Origin of the sequence: Pseudomonas izuensis (assembly GCF_002356535.2) — a bacterium.
GTDB classification, from domain to species: domain Bacteria; phylum Pseudomonadota; class Gammaproteobacteria; order Pseudomonadales; family Pseudomonadaceae; genus Aquipseudomonas; species Aquipseudomonas izuensis.
In genome coordinates this window covers 982,873-1,004,594 of the sequence record NZ_AP017423.2, presented here as the reverse complement: position 1 = coordinate 1,004,594, position 21,722 = coordinate 982,873, and the positions used below count along the sequence as shown (strand labels likewise).

General features: G+C 61.5%; 19 protein-coding genes. 12 read left to right on the top strand and 7 right to left on the bottom strand.

What is annotated here, in order from left to right; genetic code table 11:
• Nucleotides 1–47: 47 nt before the first annotated feature.
• Both LAB08_RS04450 and LAB08_RS04445 read left to right on the top strand, forming a co-directional pair.
• Nucleotides 48–953, top strand: a complete 906-nt coding sequence (locus LAB08_RS04450) for a LysR family transcriptional regulator (protein WP_096513341.1) — start codon at nt 48–50, stop codon at nt 951–953.
• A 75-nt stretch (nt 954–1,028) separates the two neighbouring features.
• A complete protein-coding gene (locus LAB08_RS04445) occupies nt 1,029–2,042 on the top strand; it encodes a sensor domain-containing diguanylate cyclase (protein ID WP_096513342.1) in 1,014 nt (337 codons plus the stop codon).
• A 16-nt stretch (nt 2,043–2,058) separates the two neighbouring features.
• Here LAB08_RS04445 and msrA read toward each other — a convergent pair whose 3' ends face one another.
• From msrA to msrB, 3 genes are read right to left on the bottom strand one after another with little or no spacing between them, the layout of a single operon-like run.
• The gene (gene msrA, locus LAB08_RS04440) at nt 2,059–2,766 is read right to left on the bottom strand and encodes a peptide-methionine (S)-S-oxide reductase MsrA (protein WP_096513343.1); all 708 of its coding nucleotides are present in this window, start codon (nt 2,764–2,766) and stop codon (nt 2,059–2,061) included.
• Nucleotides 2,767–2,797: 31 nt separating this feature from the next.
• On the bottom strand, nt 2,798–4,573 hold the full coding sequence (locus tag LAB08_RS04435) for a cytochrome c biogenesis protein DipZ (RefSeq protein WP_096513344.1): 1,776 nt from the start codon (nt 4,571–4,573) through the stop codon (nt 2,798–2,800).
• A 33-nt stretch (nt 4,574–4,606) separates the two neighbouring features.
• Nucleotides 4,607–5,119 carry a peptide-methionine (R)-S-oxide reductase MsrB gene (msrB, locus tag LAB08_RS04430; RefSeq protein WP_096515561.1) on the bottom strand — a complete coding sequence of 171 codons (513 nt, stop codon included), beginning with the start codon at nt 5,117–5,119 and terminating at the stop codon, nt 4,607–4,609.
• Between the two features lie 268 nt (nt 5,120–5,387).
• On the opposite strand from msrB, the gene LAB08_RS04425 reads away from it, so the two are divergent.
• Both LAB08_RS04425 and LAB08_RS04420 read left to right on the top strand, forming a co-directional pair.
• Nucleotides 5,388–6,107 (top strand): response regulator transcription factor, encoded by a 720-nt coding sequence (locus LAB08_RS04425; RefSeq protein ID WP_096513345.1) that lies wholly within the window; start codon nt 5,388–5,390, stop codon nt 6,105–6,107.
• Complete coding sequence (locus LAB08_RS04420; RefSeq protein WP_096513346.1) at nt 6,104–7,618, top strand: sensor histidine kinase; 1,515 nt, start codon at nt 6,104–6,106, stop codon at nt 7,616–7,618. The genes LAB08_RS04425 and LAB08_RS04420 overlap by 4 nt, the downstream gene beginning before the upstream one ends.
• A 253-nt stretch (nt 7,619–7,871) precedes the next feature.
• Here the strand turns inward: LAB08_RS04420 and LAB08_RS04415 are convergent, their stop codons facing one another.
• The 4 genes from LAB08_RS04415 to LAB08_RS04400 form a co-directional block, all read right to left on the bottom strand.
• Nucleotides 7,872–8,627, bottom strand: a complete 756-nt coding sequence (locus LAB08_RS04415) for a class II aldolase/adducin family protein (protein ID WP_096513347.1) — start codon at nt 8,625–8,627, stop codon at nt 7,872–7,874.
• Entirely contained in the window at nt 8,624–9,571 is a 948-nt protein-coding gene (locus LAB08_RS04410) for a CobW family GTP-binding protein (protein ID WP_096513348.1), read from the bottom strand. The genes LAB08_RS04415 and LAB08_RS04410 overlap by 4 nt, the downstream gene beginning before the upstream one ends.
• The gene (locus LAB08_RS04405) at nt 9,571–11,316 is read right to left on the bottom strand and encodes an amidohydrolase (RefSeq protein ID WP_096513349.1); all 1,746 of its coding nucleotides are present in this window, start codon (nt 11,314–11,316) and stop codon (nt 9,571–9,573) included. Before LAB08_RS04405 ends, LAB08_RS04410 begins: the two co-directional genes overlap by 1 nt.
• A 79-nt stretch (nt 11,317–11,395) precedes the next feature.
• Nucleotides 11,396–12,997: a 5-guanidino-2-oxopentanoate decarboxylase gene (locus tag LAB08_RS04400; RefSeq protein WP_096513350.1), complete on the bottom strand. Its 1,602-nt coding sequence runs from the start codon at nt 12,995–12,997 to the stop codon at nt 11,396–11,398.
• A gap of 151 nt (nt 12,998–13,148) precedes the next feature.
• Between LAB08_RS04400 and LAB08_RS04395 the strand changes: the two genes are divergently transcribed.
• The 8 genes from LAB08_RS04395 (at nt 13,149) to LAB08_RS04360 (ending at nt 21,620) form a co-directional block, all read left to right on the top strand.
• Nucleotides 13,149–14,054: a LysR substrate-binding domain-containing protein gene (locus LAB08_RS04395; RefSeq protein WP_096513351.1), complete on the top strand. Its 906-nt coding sequence runs from the start codon at nt 13,149–13,151 to the stop codon at nt 14,052–14,054.
• 294 nt (nt 14,055–14,348) lie between these two features.
• On the top strand, nt 14,349–15,440 hold the full coding sequence (locus LAB08_RS04390) for an ABC transporter ATP-binding protein (RefSeq protein WP_096513352.1): 1,092 nt from the start codon (nt 14,349–14,351) through the stop codon (nt 15,438–15,440).
• A gap of 91 nt (nt 15,441–15,531) precedes the next feature.
• Complete coding sequence (locus LAB08_RS04385) at nt 15,532–16,644, top strand: ABC transporter substrate-binding protein (protein WP_096513353.1); 1,113 nt, start codon at nt 15,532–15,534, stop codon at nt 16,642–16,644.
• Between the two features lie 10 nt (nt 16,645–16,654).
• Nucleotides 16,655–17,527 carry an ABC transporter permease gene (locus LAB08_RS04380; protein ID WP_096513354.1) on the top strand — a complete coding sequence of 291 codons (873 nt, stop codon included), beginning with the start codon at nt 16,655–16,657 and terminating at the stop codon, nt 17,525–17,527.
• Nucleotides 17,528–17,534: 7 nt separating this feature from the next.
• Complete coding sequence (locus LAB08_RS04375) at nt 17,535–18,362, top strand: ABC transporter permease (RefSeq protein WP_096513355.1); 828 nt, start codon at nt 17,535–17,537, stop codon at nt 18,360–18,362.
• 127 nt (nt 18,363–18,489) lie between these two features.
• On the top strand, nt 18,490–18,990 hold the full coding sequence (locus tag LAB08_RS04370; RefSeq protein WP_096513356.1) for a hypothetical protein: 501 nt from the start codon (nt 18,490–18,492) through the stop codon (nt 18,988–18,990).
• A 152-nt stretch (nt 18,991–19,142) separates the two neighbouring features.
• Nucleotides 19,143–19,847, top strand: a complete 705-nt coding sequence (locus tag LAB08_RS04365) for a hypothetical protein (protein ID WP_096513357.1) — start codon at nt 19,143–19,145, stop codon at nt 19,845–19,847.
• A gap of 342 nt (nt 19,848–20,189) precedes the next feature.
• The gene (locus LAB08_RS04360; protein WP_096513358.1) at nt 20,190–21,620 is read left to right on the top strand and encodes an aminotransferase-like domain-containing protein; all 1,431 of its coding nucleotides are present in this window, start codon (nt 20,190–20,192) and stop codon (nt 21,618–21,620) included.
• Nucleotides 21,621–21,722: the final 102 nt, after the last annotated feature.

Here is a 21,722-nt window from a genome sequence, read left to right as displayed (position 1 = left end):
TGGATAAACTGCGCAAAACTTCGATCATTTAAAAGCCAGGCTTGATAATGGATCTGTTCCAAGCAATGACTGTGTACGTCAGGGTGGTGGAAGCCGGCAGCATGACCGCCGCCGCGCAGCAGTGCGAAATGTCCACGACCATGGTCGGCAATCACCTCAAGGCGCTGGAGCAGCGTCTGGGTGTACGCCTGCTCAACCGTACGACGCGGCGCCAGCGCCTCACGGAATTCGGCAGCGCGTATTACCAGCGTTGCCTGGAAGTGCTGGGGCTGGTGGCGGACTCGGAACGCCTGGCGGAGCAGACCCTGGATGAGCCGAGCGGCACCCTGCGCATCACCGCGCCACTGACCTTCGGCACCGAACGCCTGGCGCCGGCCCTGAGTGAGTTCAGCCTGAAAAATCCGCGGGTGAAACTGGACGTGGTACTGACCAATCGGCGTCCGGACCTGCTGGATCATGGTTTCGACGTGGCCTTTCGCCTGGGCGCACTCGAACCCTCCAACCTGATCGCACGCCCGCTGATCGACTACACCCTGACCATGTGCGCCTCAAAGGATTACCTGGCGCGCCGGGGTACCCCGGAAAAACCTGAAGACCTGCAACAGCACGACTGCCTGGCGTTTGCCTATCCGGCCGGCGACGACTGGCAATCGGTGGCACGGCAATGGCGCCTCAATGGTCCCGAGAGCGAAATCGTGGTGGCGGTCAGCGGTCCGATGGTGATCAACAGCTCAGCCGGCCTGCATCAAGCAGCCCGAACCGGAATGGGTATCGTGATGGTGCCCGATGCGCTGGTAGAGCAGGATCTCAAGAACGGCACACTGGTGCCTCTGTTGCAGCGTTATCAACTGCCGAGCCGACCGATGCACCTTGTGTATGCCCAGGATCGCTACCGCCTGCCGAAACTGCGTCGTTTCGTCGATTTCGCCATGGGGATGTGGGGCAAGCACTAGCCGGGCGGATGCGCCATGATCTAATCTCCGTGGCAGTTAAGTCATTTTGATATCAGGGCAGCAGGGAGAGCAGCGATGGGCGACGCATCGAACATCGAACCAGTGAAGTTCAATGTGTCGGACATGAACGACAGCATGCTGCACACCCTCCTCGAATTGGTCAGCGACGGTATCTGGGACTGGAACGCCAACACCGGTTTCGTTTACCGCAACGCCCGCTGGTACGAAATGCTCGGCTATTCGCCCCACGCCCTGGACAACACGGTGCTGGCCTGGGAAAACGTCATTCACCCCGAAGATTATCCACGGGTCATGGCCCGGATCGATGATCACCTGAGCGGGCGCAGTCCTGTTTATCAGGTCGAGTATCGCTGTCGGACACAGGACGGCAGTTACGTCTGGATCGAAGACCGCGGTCAGGTGCTGGTACGCAATGCCGACGGCTCGGTGGCGCGCATGGTCGGCGTTCACCGAAGCATCGAAGACAAGCGACGCCTGGTTGAAGAACTCGAACGGCGCAATCACTCGCTGGAAGCGATGATCGAAGAGCGTACGCGGGAACTGTCCAGGGTCAATCAGCAGCTGCAACTCCAGCTCGAAGAAAACCGCAAACTGGCGCACACCGACACCCTGACGGACATCGCCAATCGTTATCGCCTGGAACAGGTGCTGCCCCAGGCCTGCGAACGCGCCCAGCGTTTCCGCGAACCCCTGTCGTTGATCGCCATGGACGTCGATGACTTCAAGAACATCAACGATCACTACGGCCATGCACTGGGTGACGCGGCATTGGTGCACGTGGTTGAAAACATCAAACGTTTCGTGCGCGAAGGCGATCTGTTGGCCCGTTGGGGTGGCGACGAATTCATCATGATCCTGGCCAACACCCCATTGGCCGACGCCCGGACCCTCGCCGAGGCCATCCGCCATGGCCTGGCGGACTTGCTGCCTGTGGGCGACTTCCAGGTGACCATGAGTTTTGGCGTGGTCCAGCGCTTTGATGAAGAACAACAGACCGGCCTGATGGCCCGTGCCGATCAGGCGCTGTATCGCTCCAAGATCGCCGGCAAGAATGTGATCTCCGTATAACCGCCATCCCCCACACTTACATCCCCGCCTTCACCAACACCGGTTTTTCCTGATAGCGATCCGGATACAGCTGCTTGAGCTGCGCCACCTTCGGCAAATCGTTGATCACGATGTAGGGATAGTTCGGGTGCTCGGTCAGAAAGTCCTGATGTTCCTCCTCCGCCGGGTAGAAACCGTTGTAGGTTTCCAGTTTGGTCACAATCGGTTTGTTAAACGAATGGGCGGCGTCGAGCTGGGCGATGTACGCCTGTGCGACCCGTTGCTGCTCGCTGCTTTTGGTGAAAATGGCCGAACGATACTGGGTGCCGGTGTCCGGTCCCTGACGATTGAGTTCGGTCGGGTCATGGGCCACCGAAAAGTAGATTTGCAGCAAGGTGCCGTAGCTGACCCGGCTCGGGTCGAACGTGACTTCCACGGACTCCGCATGGCCGGTATCGCCATTGCTGACACGCTCGTATTGGGCGGTATTGGCCGCACCGCCCGCATATCCGGAGACGGCATTTTTCACGCCTTTGACATGCTGGAACACACCTTGAACGCCCCAGAAACAGCCGCCGGCAAAGACGGCGGTTTCGCTGTGGGCCTGGGTGGTTTCGTCAAGGGTTGGCGGCGGAATGATGACCGCTTCTTCGGCTCGGCCGAAAGAGAATGCCGTGCATTGGCCGATGACGCCGGCAGCCATCAGCCCCAACAACGTACGGCGCCAGGTGAACAGGGTTTTCATGGTGCGCACTCCTGAATGATTGAAGGGATGATCAGCCGAAGGTAAAGGCGTAGGCCGATGCACCCGGATCAAGAAATTCGATGCTGAAGGTCCGGTCCTGCACGCCGCCATTCTGGCGCACCAGCTGATACAGGCGCTGGTCAGTCACCGTGCCACTGCCGTCGGGCGCCACGTCCATGCCGTGATCATTCCCGGGAGCCTTGCCGTCGATCAGCACCTTGAAGCGCACCGGTTTGCCGTCCGCGCCAGGGCCAAGCACCAGATGCAGATCGCGAGCGTGGAAGCGGTAGACGATGCGACTGGCCGGCGCACTGGCCGTGGCCCGCTCCGAACCGACGTGCCACTGCCCGCCAAGGCTCCAGTCGTTGAGGGCCAATTGCGCCGGCGGGCTGTAGGCCGCCACCTTGTCCGGCACCAATGCGGTTTCGGGTACAAAATGCTCGGCACGCTGATAGCCGACATAGGTTTCCGGCGATTGCACTTCATTGTTGTCCGGCGCCATTTGCACGCCTTCGGCCCTGGCGTTGATCAGGCCATCCGACACTTTGCCGGCACCGGCTTCGCGCAGCAGCTGCTGGATGACCCGCTCCGATTCGGCGTACTCGCCTTCGCCAAAGTGGTGATAACGAATGCGGCCCTGGGCGTCGGCAAAATAGTGCGCCGGCCAGTATTCGTTGTTGAATGCGCGCCAGATCTTGAACTCGTTATCGATAGCCACCGGGTAATGGATGCCCAGGTCTTTCATGGCCTTGGTGACGTTGTCGACATTGCGCTCGAAGGCAAACTCCGGCGCATGCACGCCGATCACTACCAGGCCCTGGTCGCGGTATTTCTCGGCCCAGGCTTTCACATAGGGCAGCGAACGCAGGCAGTTGATGCAGGAGTAGGTCCAGAAGTCCACCAGTACCACTTTGCCCTTCAGTGCCTGGGCATCGAGCGGTGGTGAGTTGAGCCATTGCACGGCACCCTCCAGCGGTGGAAGGTTGCCTTCGACTGGCAAGGTGCCTGGCGTTTTTTCGGCCACTTGTACCGCGCCTTCGGGCGACGGGTTTTGCGCCATCATCGCCGCACTATTGCGGGGTGATTTGCCGGCCAATTGCTCCACCAAGGCCTGCTCGATGCCTCCGGTAGACGCCGTCGAAAATCGCGCCAAAACCCCGGTATCCAGCCCCAGGGCAATGGCTGCCACGCCGGCCAGCATCGCCGCGCCGAGGCCGCGACGCAGCCACTCCCCGGCACCAATCGAACGCTTCATCGCGGCGAAGACCTTGCCGCCCAGCAGCAACGCCACCGCCAGCGAGGTCGCGGCACCAGCGGCATACGCCAGCAGTAACAACGTGGTCGCGATGCTGGCGCCTTGCAGCGCCGCGCCAGTCAACAACAGGCCCAGAATCGGACCGGCGCAGGGTGCCCACAACAGCCCAGTGGCGACCCCGATCAAAAACGAAGCGCCGGGACGTGGCCGGGCATCGGCACCTGCTGCCTCGGACAAACGACTGCCCGCCGCGACCAGCGGTCGGGTCAGGCGCTCGGCCAATTGCGGCAACAGCAGCGTGAGACCGAACAGCGCCACGAATACCAGCGCCAGCCAGCGCCCGTACTGATTGAGTTGCACCACCCAGCCACCGCCCACCGCCGCCAGCGTGGCGACAAAAGCGAAGGTCAGTGCCATGCCCGCGAGCAACGGCAAGCCGCTCTTCACGAACGGCTGCCCGGTGCGGGCGAAGACAAAGGGCAGTACCGGCAAAATGCACGGGCTGACAATTGTCAGAACACCGCCGAGATAGGCGAGGACCAGAAGCCACATGGTGGTTACCTGCAAAAAAGTGAGTGAAAGGAATCAGACCGGCTGGAACTTCATCGCCAAGCCGTTCATGCAGTAGCGCAGCCCGGTCGGTTTCGGGCCGTCGTCGAAGACATGGCCCAGATGGCCGCCGCAGCGTCGGCAGTGCACTTCTTCACGTACTACACCGAAGGAACGGTCCTGGCGGGTGGCCACGGCCTTGTCCAGCGGCGCCCAGAAACTCGGCCAGCCGGTGCGGCTGTCGAACTTGGTCGCCGAGGAAAACAGCGGCAGGTCACAGCCGGCACAGGCGAACGTACCGTCCCGGTGCTCGTTGTTCAGCGGGCTGCTGTAGGCCCGCTCGGTGCCCTCTTCCCGGAGAATTTCATACTGCTCATCGCTGAGGATGGTGTGCCATTCGCTGTCGCTGTGGGTCACTTCGAAAACCTCCGCCGCGTCGGCATCGCTGATCAGCGCAGTCCTTGCGGCAAATTTTGGCAATACACCCATCGCCAGGGCTGCAACCCCCAGCCCGCCGCTCGCCCATAGAAATTGTCGTCTTGAGAACATGGTCATCTCCGAAGTCCTGAGGCCTTTCATGGAACTCAGCCTAAGCTTGGGGTGATCGCCAAATCCTCACGGGAAGTTAAACAATTCGTGATAACTCGACGCCTGAAAACACCGCACAATGCCTGTAGGAGCGAGCCTGCTCGCGATGGTCGTTAACGATGACGCGTGGCTACCGGACTGAACGCGGCGCTCTTGAGCTCATCGCGAGCAGGCTCGCTCCTACAGGTAAAGAGCTACAGCGCAATCGCAATAGCCAAAGGATGAGTGGATGGAACAGAACAAACGCGTCCTCGTGGTCGAGGACGACCTGCATATCGCCGACCTTATCTGCCTGCATCTGCGCGATGAGCAGTTCGAGGTGGTGCATTGCGCCGATGGCAACGAGGGCATGCGTCTGCTGCAGCAAGGAAGCTGGGATGCACTGATTCTCGACCTGATGCTGCCAGGCGTCGACGGCCTGGAAATCTGCCGGCGCGCCCGCGCCATGGCCCGCTATACCCCGATCATCATTACCAGTGCCCGCTCCAGCGAAGTGCACCGGATTCTCGGCCTCGAACTCGGCGCCGACGACTACCTGGCCAAACCGTTTTCCATGCTCGAACTGGTCGCCAGGGTCAAGGCGCTGCTGCGCCGGGTCGATGCCATGGCGCGCAACCTGAAGATGGACGCCGGCAGCCTGAACATCGATGGCCTGGCCATCGACCCGATCACCCGCGAAGTGACCCTAGACGGTCGCCGCCTGGACCTCACACCAAGGGAGTTCGACCTGCTGTACTTTTTCGCGCGCCAGCCCGGCAAGGTGTTTTCGCGCATGGACCTGCTCAATGCCGTCTGGGGCTACAGCCACGAAGGCTACGAACACACGGTCAATACCCACATCAATCGCCTGCGCGCGAAAATCGAGACCGATCCGGCGCAACCGGTGCGCATCCTCACGGTCTGGGGCCGCGGCTACAAGTTCGCCGCCAGCGAGGAGCCGCAACCATGAGGTTGACCCTCACACAACGCCTGTCGCTGGTATTCGCCGTGCTGCTGCTGGTGTGCTGCGGCACCTCGGCGTGGATGCAGGTGCGCTCCAACCAGATGCATGAACAGGAAGTGGTGCAGGGGCTGTCGCGGGATCTGGCGCAACACATCGCCCGCGACACGGTGCTGATGGACACCCAGGGCCTGATGCCCAATGCAGTGCGTGACCTGTTCAGCCAACTGATGCTAGTCAACCCCAGCGTCGAGGTGTACCTGCTGGACACCGAGGGCAAGATCGTCGGCAGCGCCGCGCCCGAGGGGCGCATACGTCGGGAACAGGTCGACCTGGCACCGGTCCGGCGCCTGCTCAAGGGCGATGCCTTGCCGATTCTCGGCGACGATCCGCGTAGCGTCGATGCGCGCAAGGTGTTCAGCGCCGCACCGCTGAAGGTCGATGGCAAGCCGGCCGGTTATCTCTACGTGGTCCTGCTCGGGGAAGACCATGACCGCATCGCCGAACGCGGCGCCACCAGCGCCGCGCTCAATACCGCCCTGCTATCAATCGGCCTGGTGGCGCTGCTGTGCCTGATTGCCGGTCTCACGGCGTTTGCCCTGATCACCCGGCCGTTGCGACGCCTGACCGACTCCGTCAGCCACTTCGACATTGACGGCGTGCCGGTCGCGCCACCCGCCACCACACTGGTGGAAAAAGCCGCCAGCCACGATGAAATCGCCATCCTCGATGCCACGTTCCGGCAGATGCAGGTGCGCCTCGGCGAGCAGTGGCGTTCGTTGACCCGTCAGGACCAGGAACGCCGCGAGCTGGTGGCGAATATTTCCCACGACCTGCGCACGCCGCTGGCGTCCTTGCACGGTTATCTGGAAACCCTGTCGCTCAAGGACGCCACGCTGTCCCCCGCCGACCGCCGCCGCTACCTGGGCATCGCGCTGGATCAAAGCCGCAAGGTCGGTGGGCTGGCGCAGTCGTTGCTGGAACTGGTTCGCCTGGAACACGGCTTCGTGCAACCGGTGCTGGAGCGATTTTCCCTGACCGACCTGGCCCAGGACATTTTCCAGAAATTCGAACTCACCGCCGAAGCGCGGCAGGTCGAACTCAAGGCCACGTTCGCGCCCAACGTATCGGCGGCCTGTGCTGATTTGGGGTTGATCGAGCGGGTGCTGACCAATTTATTCGACAACGCCCTGCGCCATACCCCGCCAGGTGGAGAGGTGGAACTCAGCCTGCGGCCCCAGGGATCGTTTATCGAAGTGACCGTCAGCGACACCGGCCCCGGCATCGCCCCCGAACTGCGCGAAGGGCTGTTCCTGCGCCCGTTCAACATTGGCGGCGCGCGGCGTGATGGCGGGTTGGGATTAAGGATTGTGCACCGCATTTTGCAATTGCATGGTCGCGAGATTCAGTTGATCGACGTGCCTGGGCGGGGGGCGACTTTCCGTTTCTCGCTGGCGGTGGATGAAGCCACGGCTTCGGCACTGGCCGAGCGTTCGATGAACCTCAATACACCGGGGTAGGCCTGACAGACCGTGGCGCGCCCATCGCGAGCAGGCTCACTCCCACAATGGAATGCATTTCAACTGTGGGAGCGAGCCTGCTCGCGAAGAGGCCGGCAGCCTCAACATCAGCACTGCCTGACACACCGCCATCGCGGGCAAGCCCTGCTCCCACAGGGAATCAGTGTCGGGCATGAATCTGTACAACGACACAATCCCTGTGGGAGCAAGGCTTGCCCGCGATGGCGTCAGCCCTTACAACACAGGGCCCGGATCAGTCCCGATACCCCGGTGCCACCCGCTCCAGCATCCTCAACAGCGCCGCCCAGGCCAACTGCATCGCATCCGGATCACTGAGTTCCCCATCATCCAGCGGCCGCCCGGGATCATTGAACTGCCGCTCCGTGTGTTCACACACCTCGGCAGGCGGCAGCACCAGCTCTCCGGCGGCTTGCGCGGCCAGCTGAATGTCGCAAGCCTTTTCCAGGTAGTACATGCGCATGAACGCCTGGCTCACCGTCTCGCCCACCGTCAGCAAGCCATGGTTACGCAACATCAAAACAGGCTTGTCGCCGAGGTCCTGCACCAACCGTTGTTGCTCGCCCATGTCCAGCGCCACGCCTTCGTAGTCGTGGTAAGCGACCCGTCCATAGAACTCCATGGAAATCTGATTCACTGGTAACAACCCGCACTTCAACGCAGCCACCGCGCAGCCGGATTTGGTGTGGGTGTGCAATACGCATTGCGCGTCTTCCCGGGCGCCGTGGATCGCGCTGTGAATCACGAACCCCGCTGGATTGACGGGATAAGGTGACGGCTCGACCGCCTGCCCCTTCAAGTCGATCTTCACCAGATTCGATGCGGTAATCTCGTCGAACATCAGCCCATAAGGGTTGATCAGGAAGTGATGCTCCGGCCCCGGCAGGCGCACCGAGATATGGGTGAAGATGAGGTCGGTCATGCGAAAGTGCGCAACCAGTCGATAACAGGCTGCCAGCTCTTCACGTAACCGTTGTTCGGTCGGGTTCATGTTCTCCCGCTCTCCGTCAGGCAGGCATCCAACCCACGCCCCAATGCATCCCATCCCTCAAAACCACGGCGAGCGATAAACACTAACCGCGTCGCACTGGCCTGCGCCTCATCGGTTGCCGGGGAGAACTGACTGCGGGTGCCGACGTGTTGCAACCAGTGGGCCTTGTTGCCTTGAGCCAGGACCACCAGCCCCTTGACCCGAAACACATCGCTGGGCAGCGCCTGCAACCAGCCTCGCAACCCCTCGACATCCAGCGCCGCAGTGCTCTGCCACAGCCAACTGCTGAACATCTCGCTGTGATCGTCCAGCGACACCCGCGTCAACGGCTTCACCGCCCGATGTTCAAGCTCCAGCTCCGTGTCCAGCCACAGCGCATCGGGCAACTCGGCCTGCACACTTTCGTGCACCCGGGTCCTCAACCCCAATGCCTCGCGCAGCGCCCGCAATTGTTGCTCGTCAACCAGATCGGTCTTGTTCAACAACAGCAGATCGGCAGCGGCCACCTGCGCCCGAGCCAGTCGCGCATACTCGCCTTCCAGTTGCAGATGACGGGTGGCGTCGACCACGGTGATGACCATGTCCAGCTGCATCTGGCTGCGCAATTGCGGGTAGGCCAGGGTTTGCACGATGCGCTGCGGATCGGACACGCCGCTGCACTCGATAACGATGCGCTCCAGCCGCGGCTGCAACTGCGCCAGGCTGCCGAGCTGCGCCAGCAGGTCTTCCTGCACCGTGCAGCAGATGCAGCCGTTTTGCAGGCTGTACACCGCATCGGTGACTTCGGAAACGATGGCGGCATCGATGTTCAGCTCGCCGAAATCGTTGACGATCACCGCCAGCCGACTGCCTTCGGCGCGGCGCACCATGCGATTGAGCAAGGTGGTTTTGCCGGCACCGAGAAATCCGGATACCACGGTGACTGCGATGCGTTGTGTGTCCATTACGCCTTGCCCTCCAGCACCGGCGGTTCTCCCTGCCAGACTGCTTTCAACCCTGCCGACGCCAGTGTCGAATGGCGGTCGTAAACCAGTTGCCCTTCAACGAACGTCAGCAGCACTTGGGTCTGATGGATGTAATTGCGCGCAGGTTCGGCGAACAGGTCGCGGTCGATCACGATCAGGTCCGCCGACTTGCCGACTTCCAGGCTGCCCGTGGATTTTTCCAGACCCATGGCCACGGCACCGTTGCGGGTGACCACGTTCAGTGCCTGTTCGAGGCTGATCGGCTCGCCGAAGCACGCCGGGTCGTCGTTCCAGGGATTCTGGCGGGTGACCATGGTTTCCAGCGCCAGCCATGGGTCGATGGACGCCACCGGCCAGTCGGTGCCCATGACAGCAGTACCGCCCGCTTCCAGCACGCCTTTGAAGTCGTAGATGCGCTTGAGTCGCTCCTGGCCATAGCCCGAACGCGCACCGCTGGCGAACGGCGTCGGATACCAGGCGGCCGGGGAAAATTCGGCGATGACGTTCAATTCCTTGAAGCGCGGCAGGTTGCCCGGATGCAGCAAGGTGCTGTGCGCACACTGGTGGCGCACGCCACTGAAACCGTTGCGACGACGGGCCTCGGCCACGGCATCGAGGAACACGTCGGACGCGCCATCACCGGTGCAGTGGGCGATCACGCGGATGCCTTTGCGGTCCATGTCCACCACCATGTCGGTGATGTGCTCGGGGGTCAGGTTGAGCTTGCCGCGCCAGCTCGACTCCTGCGGCCATGGGGTCAGCAGGTACGAAGACTTCGGCTCGACCGTGCCGTCGAAGTGGAATTTCACCGCGTTGGCACTCAGCCGTGCACTGCGATAGTAGTGACGTTCACCTGCCAACAGTTCCCAGCGACGACGCACCGGAAAGATATCGTCCTGCCAACTGATCGCGGCTTCGATCCGTACCGTCAGTTCGCCGCTGTCGTCGAGTTCCTTCAAGGCTTGCAAGCGCTGTTCACACACGTGCACGTACTTGCTCGCCGTGACGCCGCGCGAACTCTGGAAGTGCACGCCATCGCGATAGGCGCGACGCAACACGCTGACCGGGGTCGGCGGCATCGCGGCGTGAATCATCGCGTAGGCGCCATCGATCATCAGGCCCGTGGGCTCGCCGGTCAGTTCGTCACGTTCGAAATACCCGTTGCGCGGGTCGGACGTGTGGCGATCGATGCCGGCCAGTTCAAGGGCCTTGGAGTTGACCATCATGGTGCCCCACATGCGGTCGAGCAGTGCCACGGGGCGGTCCGGCATGACGCTGTCGAGCCACGCCCGGCCCGGGGTCAGGCCGGCTTCGCGGAAGGTGTAGCGCACCCAGTACTGACCGTAGATCCAGCCGTCGCCCGGATGGCTGTCGGCGTAGGCGAGGATGCTTGCGCGCAGTTGCTCCGGGGTCGGGTCTTCGATACCCACGTCCAGGTCGTCGCTGTAGCGCGGCGCCAGGGCCAGGTCGGGATGGGTGTGCATGTCGTGCAGGCCCGGCATGCAGAACGCGCCCTGTAAGTCATGCACCCGGGTGTTCGGTCCCTTGAATACCTCAAGCTCGCCGAGGCTGGCGACACCGATCAACTTGCCGTCGCGGATCGCCACGGCCTCGGCCCAGGGGTTCGCCGGATCCTGGGTGTAGATGCGACCGTTGCCGAGGATCAGATCGGCATGGGTTCCTTGTGTGGAATGGGTCGAGGAAAAGTTGTCGGACTCAGCCATGTAAGCCACCTTGAGTTCAGGGCAGTAGAAAGGTCCCTCGCGCTTTGCGCAGCTGGAGGACCTGAAAATTTTTGTTGTTCTATTCGAGGAAATCCGCGGCATCCAGCTCGATCATCACCGGCTCGCCACCGCTGTCGAGTCGGCCAAGCAACTCGCGCAGGCTGTCCAGATCGCGCGCCCGGTGATGGGCCACGTGGCAACTTTGCGCCAGGGCAGCGAAGTCCGGCGTAAGGATGTCCACCCCCAGCAACGGCACCGACCGGGCGTTCATGTAATCGCGGATTTCGGCGTAGCTGGCGTTGTTCCACAACAGCAGGATCACACCGGCGCCCGCCTCTTTGGCGGCGATCAGTTCGGCGCTGGAAAACTGCAGGCCACCGTCCCCTACCAACGCCACCACCGGACGCTGCGGACGGGCCAGTTTGGCACCGATGGCAGCGGGCAACCCGTAACCCAGGGTTCCGTAGCCACTGCCGGCGTTGAACCAACTGTTGGGTGTTGGCGCGCGATAACCCAGGGCGCCCTGGTACACCGGTTGAGTCGAGTCGCCAACGATCAGCGGCTGCGGCAAGGCGTCGCGAACCGTGTCGAGCAGCGCCTGAAGGCGCCCTTGCTTCGCGTTCCAGCCGGCGTGTTCCAGCGCGTTTACCCGCGTCACCCGCTCACTCGCCCAGGCAGGATCGGCCTGACGTTGTGGCAGTCGCGCCAGCAATGCACGCAAACCGTGTTCGGCATCACCCAGCAAACCGACCCGGGCCGGTTGGGCGCCCAGCACTTGCATCGGGTCAATGTCGAGACGGATCAATGGCGCCTTGAACGCCAAGGGACCGAGGCCAAAAAAGTCGTAGTCGGTTTCACCCAGTTCCGTGCCGATGGCCAGCACCACGTCCGCCTCGGCGAACAGTTCGCGACCATGAGCTGACGACTGCACGCCATCGAGCAGCAAGGGATGGTCCGGCGCCAGCAAGCCTCGGGCGTTGGTGGTCAGTGCGACGGGGGCCTGCAAGCGTTCGGCAAGCAATGTGAGGGCTTCGGCGCTGCGGCGGGTGCCGCCACCGGCGAGGATCAAGGGACGTTGCGCGGCATTGATCAGGGCGAGCGCCGCTTCAATGGCCTCTGGCGCCGGGGCCGGTGCGGCCGGCAACGGGCGAGGACTTAAGTCCAGGCCGTCTGCGGACATTTCCAGCACATCCAGCGGAATCTCGATATGCACCGGTCGTGGCCGTGTGCAGCGAAACAAGGCAAAGGCTCGTGCCAGCACTTCCGGCAACTGGTCGGGGTGCTGCACGGTGTGGCTGAAGGCACAAACCCCGGCGACCAGCGCACGCTGATCGGGCAGTTCATGCAAGTGACCATGGCCCAGACACAGGTGTTCACGCCGGTTGCAGGTGGAGATCACCAGCATCGGCACCGAATCCGCGTAGGCCTGGCCCATGGCGGTGAGAATGTTGGTCATGCCGGGGCCGGTGATGATGAAGCACACCCCGGGCTTGCCACTGGCACGGGCATAACCGTCGGCCATGAACCCGGCACCCTGTTCGTGACGCGGGCTGACGTGCGTCAGGCGGCTGCCGTGCAGGCCACGATAAAGCTCGACGGTGTGCACGCCGGGAATGCCGAAGACGTGTTCGACGCCATAGCCTTCGAGCAACTGAACGAGCGCCTGGGCACAACGGGTCATGCAGCACCTCTTTGAAGATGGGCCGGACCGGCCCGATGACAAGCTGGGTTAGTATTGTTGAATCAACCGATACAACAATCGATTTTTTTTGGCCTGACTGTTCAATTTCCATCACCATATAGCCCACCCTCCACTCACAGCGGAATGAGTTATGCGTTTTCCTTCGATGACAGCCCTTCGCGCGCTGGACGCGGTTGCCCGCTTGGGCAGCGTGTCGGTCGCCGCCCGTGAACTGAACCTGACTCGCAGCGCCATCAGCCACCAGATCAGCAAGCTTGAGGAATGTGTCGGCTTCGCCCTCACCGAGCGCATCGGCCGGGGGATCGGCCTGACGTATCAAGGCGAACGCTATGCGCGCGAGGTGCATGGGATTTTGTTGGACCTGCTCGACGCCGGGCAGCTCATCGACGACCAGGAAATCTCCGGTCGCCTGTGCGTCAGTTGCGCGCCGGGGTTCGCCACCTATTGGTTGTGCCACCACATCGGCGCGTTCTTGCGTCAATACCCGCAGGTGCAGTTGCAGCTGATTTCCCCGCGCACGCCGGACGACATCAACAACCCCGGCGTGGATCTGTTCATCGCCTACGGAATTGGCGACTGGCCGGAAATGAGGGTTGAAGAGGTCGTCGCGCTGCGCTTCTTTCCGGTGTGCAGCCCGCGCTTGATCAATGCGTTGAGCGGCTTGAAGAGCCCGCAGGAACTCAGTCACTTCCCGCTGCTGCACATGACCGACTATTCGGACTGGCGTGTCTGGCTGACCGCAGCCGGCGCCTCGGGGGTCAACGCGGCGAGCGGAATTTTGTTCTCCGATGCGCACTGCGCGCAATCCGCCTGCATTGCCGGCCAGGGCATCGCCATTGGCGACAACCTGATCAGCGGCGATGCCTTGTCCAAGGGTTTGCTGGTGCGCCCGTTCGACATCAGCATCGACCTGCACCGCGGCTATTACCTGGCGGCAGACCCGCAGAAGGCCGAGCGCGCGGTGGTCCAGGCGTTCAGTAACTGGGTCAAGACCCAGCTGCAATCGTCGCACCAGACCTGGCAGGACCCCCTCTGACACTCACAGCATCCCCTGTGGGAACGAGCCTGCTCGCGAAGGGGCCCTTACATTCAACATTGATGTCGTCTGAAAAATTGCTTTCGCGAGCAGGCTCGCTCCCACAGGTTCACGGTTTCCCCACAGGTCGCGTTGGTTTAATGAAGGCGGGAGATTGAGTAATAAAACTAACCAATACGAGCAAAATAATTCCATTGATGTAGCGATATTTTTAACAATAATGAGCCCAAAGCCCATGTCGGATTTACATCCGTCCTCGTACGTCATGTGGGCAATAAAAAGAGGAACCTCATTGTGTCCAGCCGTTCAGCGATTCAGCTCAGCGCACAAGGTATCAGCCAGTATTACGGTCGTTTCGCAGCGCTGGATAACGTCGACCTCGACGTTCGCCAAGGCGAATTCCTTACCTTGCTGGGCCCTTCCGGTTCGGGCAAAACCACCTTGCTGATGATCCTGGCCGGCTTCCTCAGCCCGACCGCGGGCAAACTGATGGAACAAGGCGTCGACATCATCAGGCGCCCAGCCGAGAAGCGGAATTTCGGCATGGTGTTCCAGGGCTATGCGCTGTTCCCGCACATGAGCGTGGAGGACAACGTGGCCTATCCGCTGCGCATCCGAAAAGTCGCAGCCGAAGAACGCCAGCGCCGGGTCAAGCGCATTCTGGAAGTGGTCGGCCTTGGTGCACACATGCACAAAAAGCCCGCCGAACTGTCCGGTGGCCAGCAACAGCGTGTGGCGATTGCCCGGGCGCTGGTGTTCGAACCGGAACTGCTGTTGCTCGATGAACCGCTGTCGGCACTGGACAAGAACCTGCGCGAACAACTGCAAACCGAGTTGCAACGCATCCACCGTCAGGTCGGCACCAGCTTCGTGTTCGTCACCCACGACCAGAACGAAGCCCTGGCGCTGTCGTCGCGCATCGCGATTTTCAACCATGGCAAGCTGACCCAGGTCGACACCCCGGAAAACATCTACAACCGCCCCGAGAGCCGTTTCGTCGCCGAGTTCCTCGGCAAGATGAACCTGTTCCCGCTGGCCGACTTGTCCCGCAATGGTCCGACCGCCAGCGGGCGCTGCGGCACCAGCGTTCTGCACGCCCTCGCCCCCGCGCCCTTGGGCAGGGAGCCTATTGTGCTGGCCGTGCGTCCCGAGCACATGGAATTGCACAGCGAATGCCCGACCCGCGACGGCTACAACGTGATGCCCGCGCAACTCACGGACAAGGTCTACCAGGGTTCAAGCACCCATCTGGCGCTCAAGGTCGGTGGCGATACCCTGCCGATCAACCTGTCCGTGCCCGGCAATCACCCGGGTGCCCTGATGCCCGGCGGCGCCCCCGTGTGGCTGAGCTGGCCGGTGCAGCAGAGCTTCCTGCTGCCGGCCTGAAGCCGCAAGAACTTGCCTGAAATAGCGCTCTTCCCCTGACAACAATAAAGGCTGGTGTCCGCCGCGACACCCGCCAAACGAGGACTTGCCCATGCGCCAGAATCACCAACAAGACTGCATTGAAGTGCTGATCGAAAAGGCCCGTGACGGTCAGATCAACCGTCGCACCTTCATCCAGGCCATGGGCCTGCTGGCCGCGGTACCACTGGCGCTGCGCAGTGGCATCAGTTGGTCGGCCGACAAGCCGCTGGTGGTGGTCAACTGGGGTGGCGATGCCCTGAATGCCTTCCGCTCGGCCTGGACCGACACCTTTACCAAGAACACCGGCATTCAAGTGCGCATCGACGGCGCCGGCCCCACCGAAGGCGCGATCCGCTCGCAACTGGCCAGCGGTCAACCGAGCTGGGACGTGGTCGATGTCGAGAGCTACAGCGCCCTCGTGCTGGGCCGCGAAAAGATCCTGCAACCACTGGACTACAACGTTATCAAGCGCGATCAGGTGGCCCCGGCGCTCGCCTCGGACTTCGGTATCGCCAGCTATCAATTCAGCTACGTGATGGCCTGGGACAGCGCCAAATTCGGCGACAACGGACCCAAGACCTGGGCCGATTTCTGGGACGTGAAGAAATTCCCCGGCAAGCGCACGTTGTACAAATGGATGAACGGGATGCTCGAAGCGGCGTTGCTGGCCGACGGTGTTCCGGCCGATCAGCTCTACCCGCTGGACGTACCGCGGGCGATGAAGAAGATCGACGAGATCAAACCCCACGTGCTGTCGTTCTGGAGCTCGGGCGCCGAGAGCCAGCAACTGATGGTCGATGGCGAAGTCTCGGTGGGGGCGATCTGGCATACCCGCGCCAAGCTGCTCAGCGAAGACACCGACAACCGCGTGCGCTGGAGTTTCGACAATGGCTTCATCAACTCCAGCAGCTGGGCCGTGTTGCAAGGCAACCCGGCGGGCACGCAACCGGCCATGCAGTTCATCCAGAATGCGTTTGCGCCTGAAGGCCAGCTCAAACTGTTCGAACTGCTGGGCAACGGGCCGTCGAACAGCGCCACCGAAAAACTGATGTCGGCCAAGCAGCTGGAAGCCAACTGCGCCTCCGAAGCGAACCTGAAAAAACAGATCGCCCTCAATGCCCAGTGGTACGCCGACAACTACTCCAAAGCCCTCGAAGAGTATCTGACGCGGTTGTCCAAGTGAGCCATCGACCATGACGACGACCCTGACCACTACCCTTAGCGCCCCCAAGCCCCGCTTCAGCTCGCCGGGCCTGGAGCGTGGCTTGCTGCTGTTCCCGCTGCCCGTGTTGCTGCTGATTTTCTATGTGTTGCCGTTTCTCGGTGTGGTCGGCTGGAGTTTCTCGCTGCCGACGCCGGGCATCGAACAGTACCAGCGCATCGCCACCGACCCCGCGATCCACGAAATGCTCTGGCGCACCTTGCGCCTGTGCATGACGGTCAGCTGCCTGGCCTTGGTGATCGGTTACTTGCTGGCTTACTGCTGGGTGTTCAGCCCGCCGTTCTGGCAGCGGGTGGTGGAGATCTGCATCTTCATTCCCTTCTGGATTTCCGTGCTGGTCCGGGCCTTCGGCTGGCTGATCGCCCTGCGCAGCAACGGCGTGCTCAACAACGGCCTGATGGGCATGGGCCTGATCGATCAACCGCTGCAACTGAGCCGCAATGAAATCGGCGTGGTTATCGGCATGCTCCATGTGATGATCCCGTACGCGGTGTTCCCGCTGCTGTCGACCATGCGTCAACTGGATCAACGGGTGCTCATGGCCTCGCGCGGCCTGGGCGCCGGTGCCTTGCGCACCTTCTGGCAAGTGCTGCTGCCGCAGACCCTGCCGGGCATGCTGGGGGCGTTCATCATGGTGTTCGTGTTCTGCCTGGGCTTCTTCATCACCCCGGTGCTGTTGGGCGGCGGGCAAACGGTGATGATCGCTGAGTATGTGTTCCTGCAAATGTTCCAGACCAGCAACTGGGGCCTGGGGGCTGCACTGAGCGTGGTACTGCTGGCCCTGGTCAGCGCGTTGATCTGGGTGCTGCTGAAAATGACCCGCGTGAACCGACTGGTAGGCTGAGACAACTATGAACACTCATCGCACTAGCCTGAGCACTCGGCTGCTGGCCGTGGTCGCCATGGCCTTCATGCTGTTCCCGCTGCTGACGGTCATTCCGGTGTCGTTCACCAGCAAGCGGTTTCTGTCGATGCCGGAAGGCAACTGGTCGCTACGGCACTACGAAGCGCTGGTCAGCAATCCTGACTGGTTCCACGCCATCAGCCAGAGCCTGACCATCGCCTTCGCCACCAGCGTGATCGCTACCTTGCTGGCGGCCAGCTTCAGCCTCGGCATCTGGTACATGCGTTCGAAACTGGCCACGGCGCTGATCGGCCTGGTGTTGTTGCCGATGGCGATTCCGCCGGTGATTTCCGCGCTGGTCCTGTACTTCATGGAAACCAAGCTCGGCCGATTCGCTCCGGGCATGGGTTATGACACCCTGCCCGGCGTGGTGATTGCCCATGTGATCATGGTCGTCCCTTACGGCGTGGTGACCATGCTGGTCGCCCTCAGCCAGATTGACCGACGCATCGAACTGGCCTCGCGCAACCTCGGCGCCAGCCTGATGCAGACCACCTTCATGGTGATCCTGCCGAACCTGAAACTGGGCCTGGCCTCCACTGCACTATTGGGCTTTGCCCTGTCGTGGGAAGAGGTCGCGGTGACGCTGTTCATCACCAGCGTCGACGTCGACACACTGCCCAAACGCATCTGGAGCGGCCTGCGCGATAACGTCGATCCGAGCGTTGCGGCCATTTCGGTGCTGCTGATCACCCTGACCCTGATGGTGCTGATCGGGCGGCTGGTGGTTCAGCACCTGGCGGACAAACGGGCGCAGAAGCTGTTGCCCCCCTAAACGCGCTATCTCGCGACCGAATGGAAAATGCCCCGTGTTTGTTACAAACACGGGGCATTTTTTTGCGGCGGTTCTCAGTGAAATGGGTAAAATCCGGACACACATTGTTGGCAAAGGATACTGCCTGATGATCAATACCCTGCAAAACACACCGTTATGGGTGTACGCGGTTTTTCTGTTGCTCTGTTACCTGGGCATCAAAGCCCTCTTCCCGACCCGCGAAAGCAAAATCTCGTTGATGCTCACCCCGCCGATTCTGCTGGTCTGGTCGTTGTATTCGCTGGATTTGACGGACCATCCACTGCTGACCTTGGGCTATTGGGTAACCGCTGTGATCGTGGCGAGTGTCGCGGCACAGGTGATCTTTTCACGCCAGGGCGTTGTGCTGGACGAACGGGGATCCGGGTTGATATTGCGGGGAACAGCCAAGACCCTGGCGCTCTACCTGCTGTTTTTTTTCATCAACTATTACTTTGCCTATCAGGCCGAAGTGCATCCGCAATACTCGGCGACGCTGCCGATGGTTTTGCTCAAGGCGTGTGCATCAGGCTTTGCCAGCGGCCTGTTTTGTGGACGGGCGATCAGGTTTTATCAGGTGTTCCGATTCCTCAAGGCCGCGCCTTTGTAGGAGCTGGCTTGCCAGCTCCTACCCCACAAGGATTTTGCCCATCCGCCCGTTGGACCGTGACAATGCCGTCCCGGTCCAATAGATTAGTCGGCCTGAAAAGGCCCCCGTGCTTTCTCGCCTCAATTCAAGTTTAAAGAAGTAGTGAAATTTCAATGTCCGATTCCAACACCGCTGAATCCGTAGTCACCTTGTCGTCCAAAGCGGAATACGAAAACTCCATCAATCTTTCACAGCACGTGCCACAGGCCAAAACCATCAGCGAGATGGTGCTGGACGCTTTCCAGTCGAGCCGCGAAAGCGACCAGATCCGCGAACTGCGCACCGCGATCCGCCAGGCACATGACAGCTTCGACGACGACAAAGCCTATGAACTGATGGGCCAGCTCAAGCAGCTCAAGGATGCCGAGGCCGCCGACATTGCCGCCCTGGAGGACTTGAGCAGCAAGTTCCCGATCAGCCGCATTCTCTCCAGCTTCAAGGACGACCCGGCGTTTCAGGAAATCGTCTACGGTCTGGCATTGAAGGTGCTGAACCAGACGCATCAGGCGATCAGCAACCCGAGCGGCGGCAAGAGCAAGGCTGCGCGGGTCAAGAAAGAAGCCGAAGTGTTCACCATCAGCAAGGACGGCATGAGCGTCACCCTGCCGCTGCGCACGCCGCGCTCGCGCCTGAACGTCGACCGCGAAGCCCTGGAATTCCTTGGCTTCACTTTTGTTGGCGAAGGCGAAGAAGCCGAGCTGCAAAGCGAGACCTTCCTGGACAACACCGGCGCCGAACAAGCCGCCAACCGCAAGAACATCATCACCGCCCTGCAACAGCAGACCGCGTTCGACGGCTACAGCATCGCCGCGCAGTAACCGTGAAACCCTGTGGCGAGTGAGCTTGCTCGCGCTGGGCTGCGCAGCGGCCCCAAAAATCTGACAGCAATTGCAGATTTTGGTGAGTGCTCTGCACTCAAGCGGGAGCAAGCTCCCTCGCCACAGGTACCTCACAGCCTCACTTAAGAGCCCCGCCCCCGAGCGGGGCTTTTTATTGCCCGTGATTCGGGCAAATCCGCGATTACTCTTCCAGTATCGACGCCAGAAACATCCTTCCCTTAACCCTTCAGCACCACGGGTCCGCCTGCTCTGATGAAGGTCGTGGAGCGTCAACCTCACTTTCCAGCCAGAGACCTCAGTGGTGCGACTGCTGAGGTCATCATGAACACGACTCCTTTATACCGTCAGTTGGCGAACCATTACCTGGACGCCATTCGCAGCGGCACCCTGAAAACCGGTGAGCGCTTCCCTTCGATTCGCCTGATGATGGAAAAACATGCCGTCAGCCTGTCGACCGCGGTGCAGATATGCCGGGAACTTGAAGACTATGGTGTGCTGGAAGCGCGACCACGCTCCGGCAACTACATTCGCCAACCCGACACGCCGGCCAGACCGGCACCGCTCGCCCTGCCCCCGCCGCTGGATGCCGAGGCCTATGTGGGCATCCACCAACAGGTGTCATCGGTGCTCAAGGCCAGTCAGCGGGCGACGATCAAGGTCAACTTCGCCAGCGCCTACTGCGCGCCGCAGCTTTATCCGCTCAAGACCCTGCAGGACAACATGCTCAGGACGTTGCGCCAGGACCCGCATTTGCTCGATACCGCGGGCTCGACCTGCGGCCACATCGCGCTGCGCAACATCCTGGCGCGCCGGGCGTTGACGACCAAAACCCACCTCACCGCCGAGCGCATCGTGATCACCAACGGCGCAACCGAAGCGATCAATCTGGCGTTGCGCGCGGTGACCCGCCCAGGCGATACCGTGGCGGTGGAGTCGCCGACCTTCTACGGTTTGCTGCAGATTCTCGAAAGCCTCAACCTGCGGGTACTGGAAGTCCCGGCCTCGCCCCACAGCGGGATCAATCTGCTGGCCCTCGAACAATTGTTGCTAGGCCCCGAGCGGATCAAGGCGTTGATCGTCATTCCCAACCTGCACAACCCGTTGGGCAGCATCATGCCCGACGCCAACAAGGCGCGACTGGTACAACTGTGCGCCGGGCACGACACCGTGCTGATCGAGGACGACACCTATGGCGATCTGGTGGAAACCGAACACCCCTTGTCCACACTCAAGCACTGGGACCGCACCGATAGCCTGATCTATTGCGCTTCATTGAACAAAACCCTGGCACCGGGCGTGCGCCTGGGCTGGATCAGCGCCGGCAAATGGCACGAGCGCGTCGAGATGCTCAAGCACACCCAGTCCCATGGTTGCGAAGCCCTGTCGCAACTGGCGGTCAGTGCCTACATGGGGACACCGTCCTACGAACGCTACCTGCGTCGTTTGCGCAAAACCCTGACGCTACAGCGCCAGCACATGAGCGAGGCAATCCAGCGTTACTTTCCCCAAGGCACGAGCGTGACCAACCCACGAGGCGGGACATTGCTGTGGGTGGAATTGCCCCGTGAATATTCGTCCATGGCGTTGTTTCACGAGGCCCTGAAGGTCGGCATCCTGATTTCCCCTGGGGATATCTTTTCCAATGCCAGGCGTTTCGGTCACTTTGTGCGGATTGGGTGCGGCGCGCCGTATTCGCCTCGTATCGACGAGGCCCTGCGAACCCTTGGCCAAATGCTCAAAAGGCCGAGCTGACATATACCCTGTGGGAGCGAGCCTGCTCGCGAAGGCGATGTATCAGGCACATGAATATTGAATGTGCTGGCGTCTTCGCGAGCAGGCTCGCTCCCACAGGGG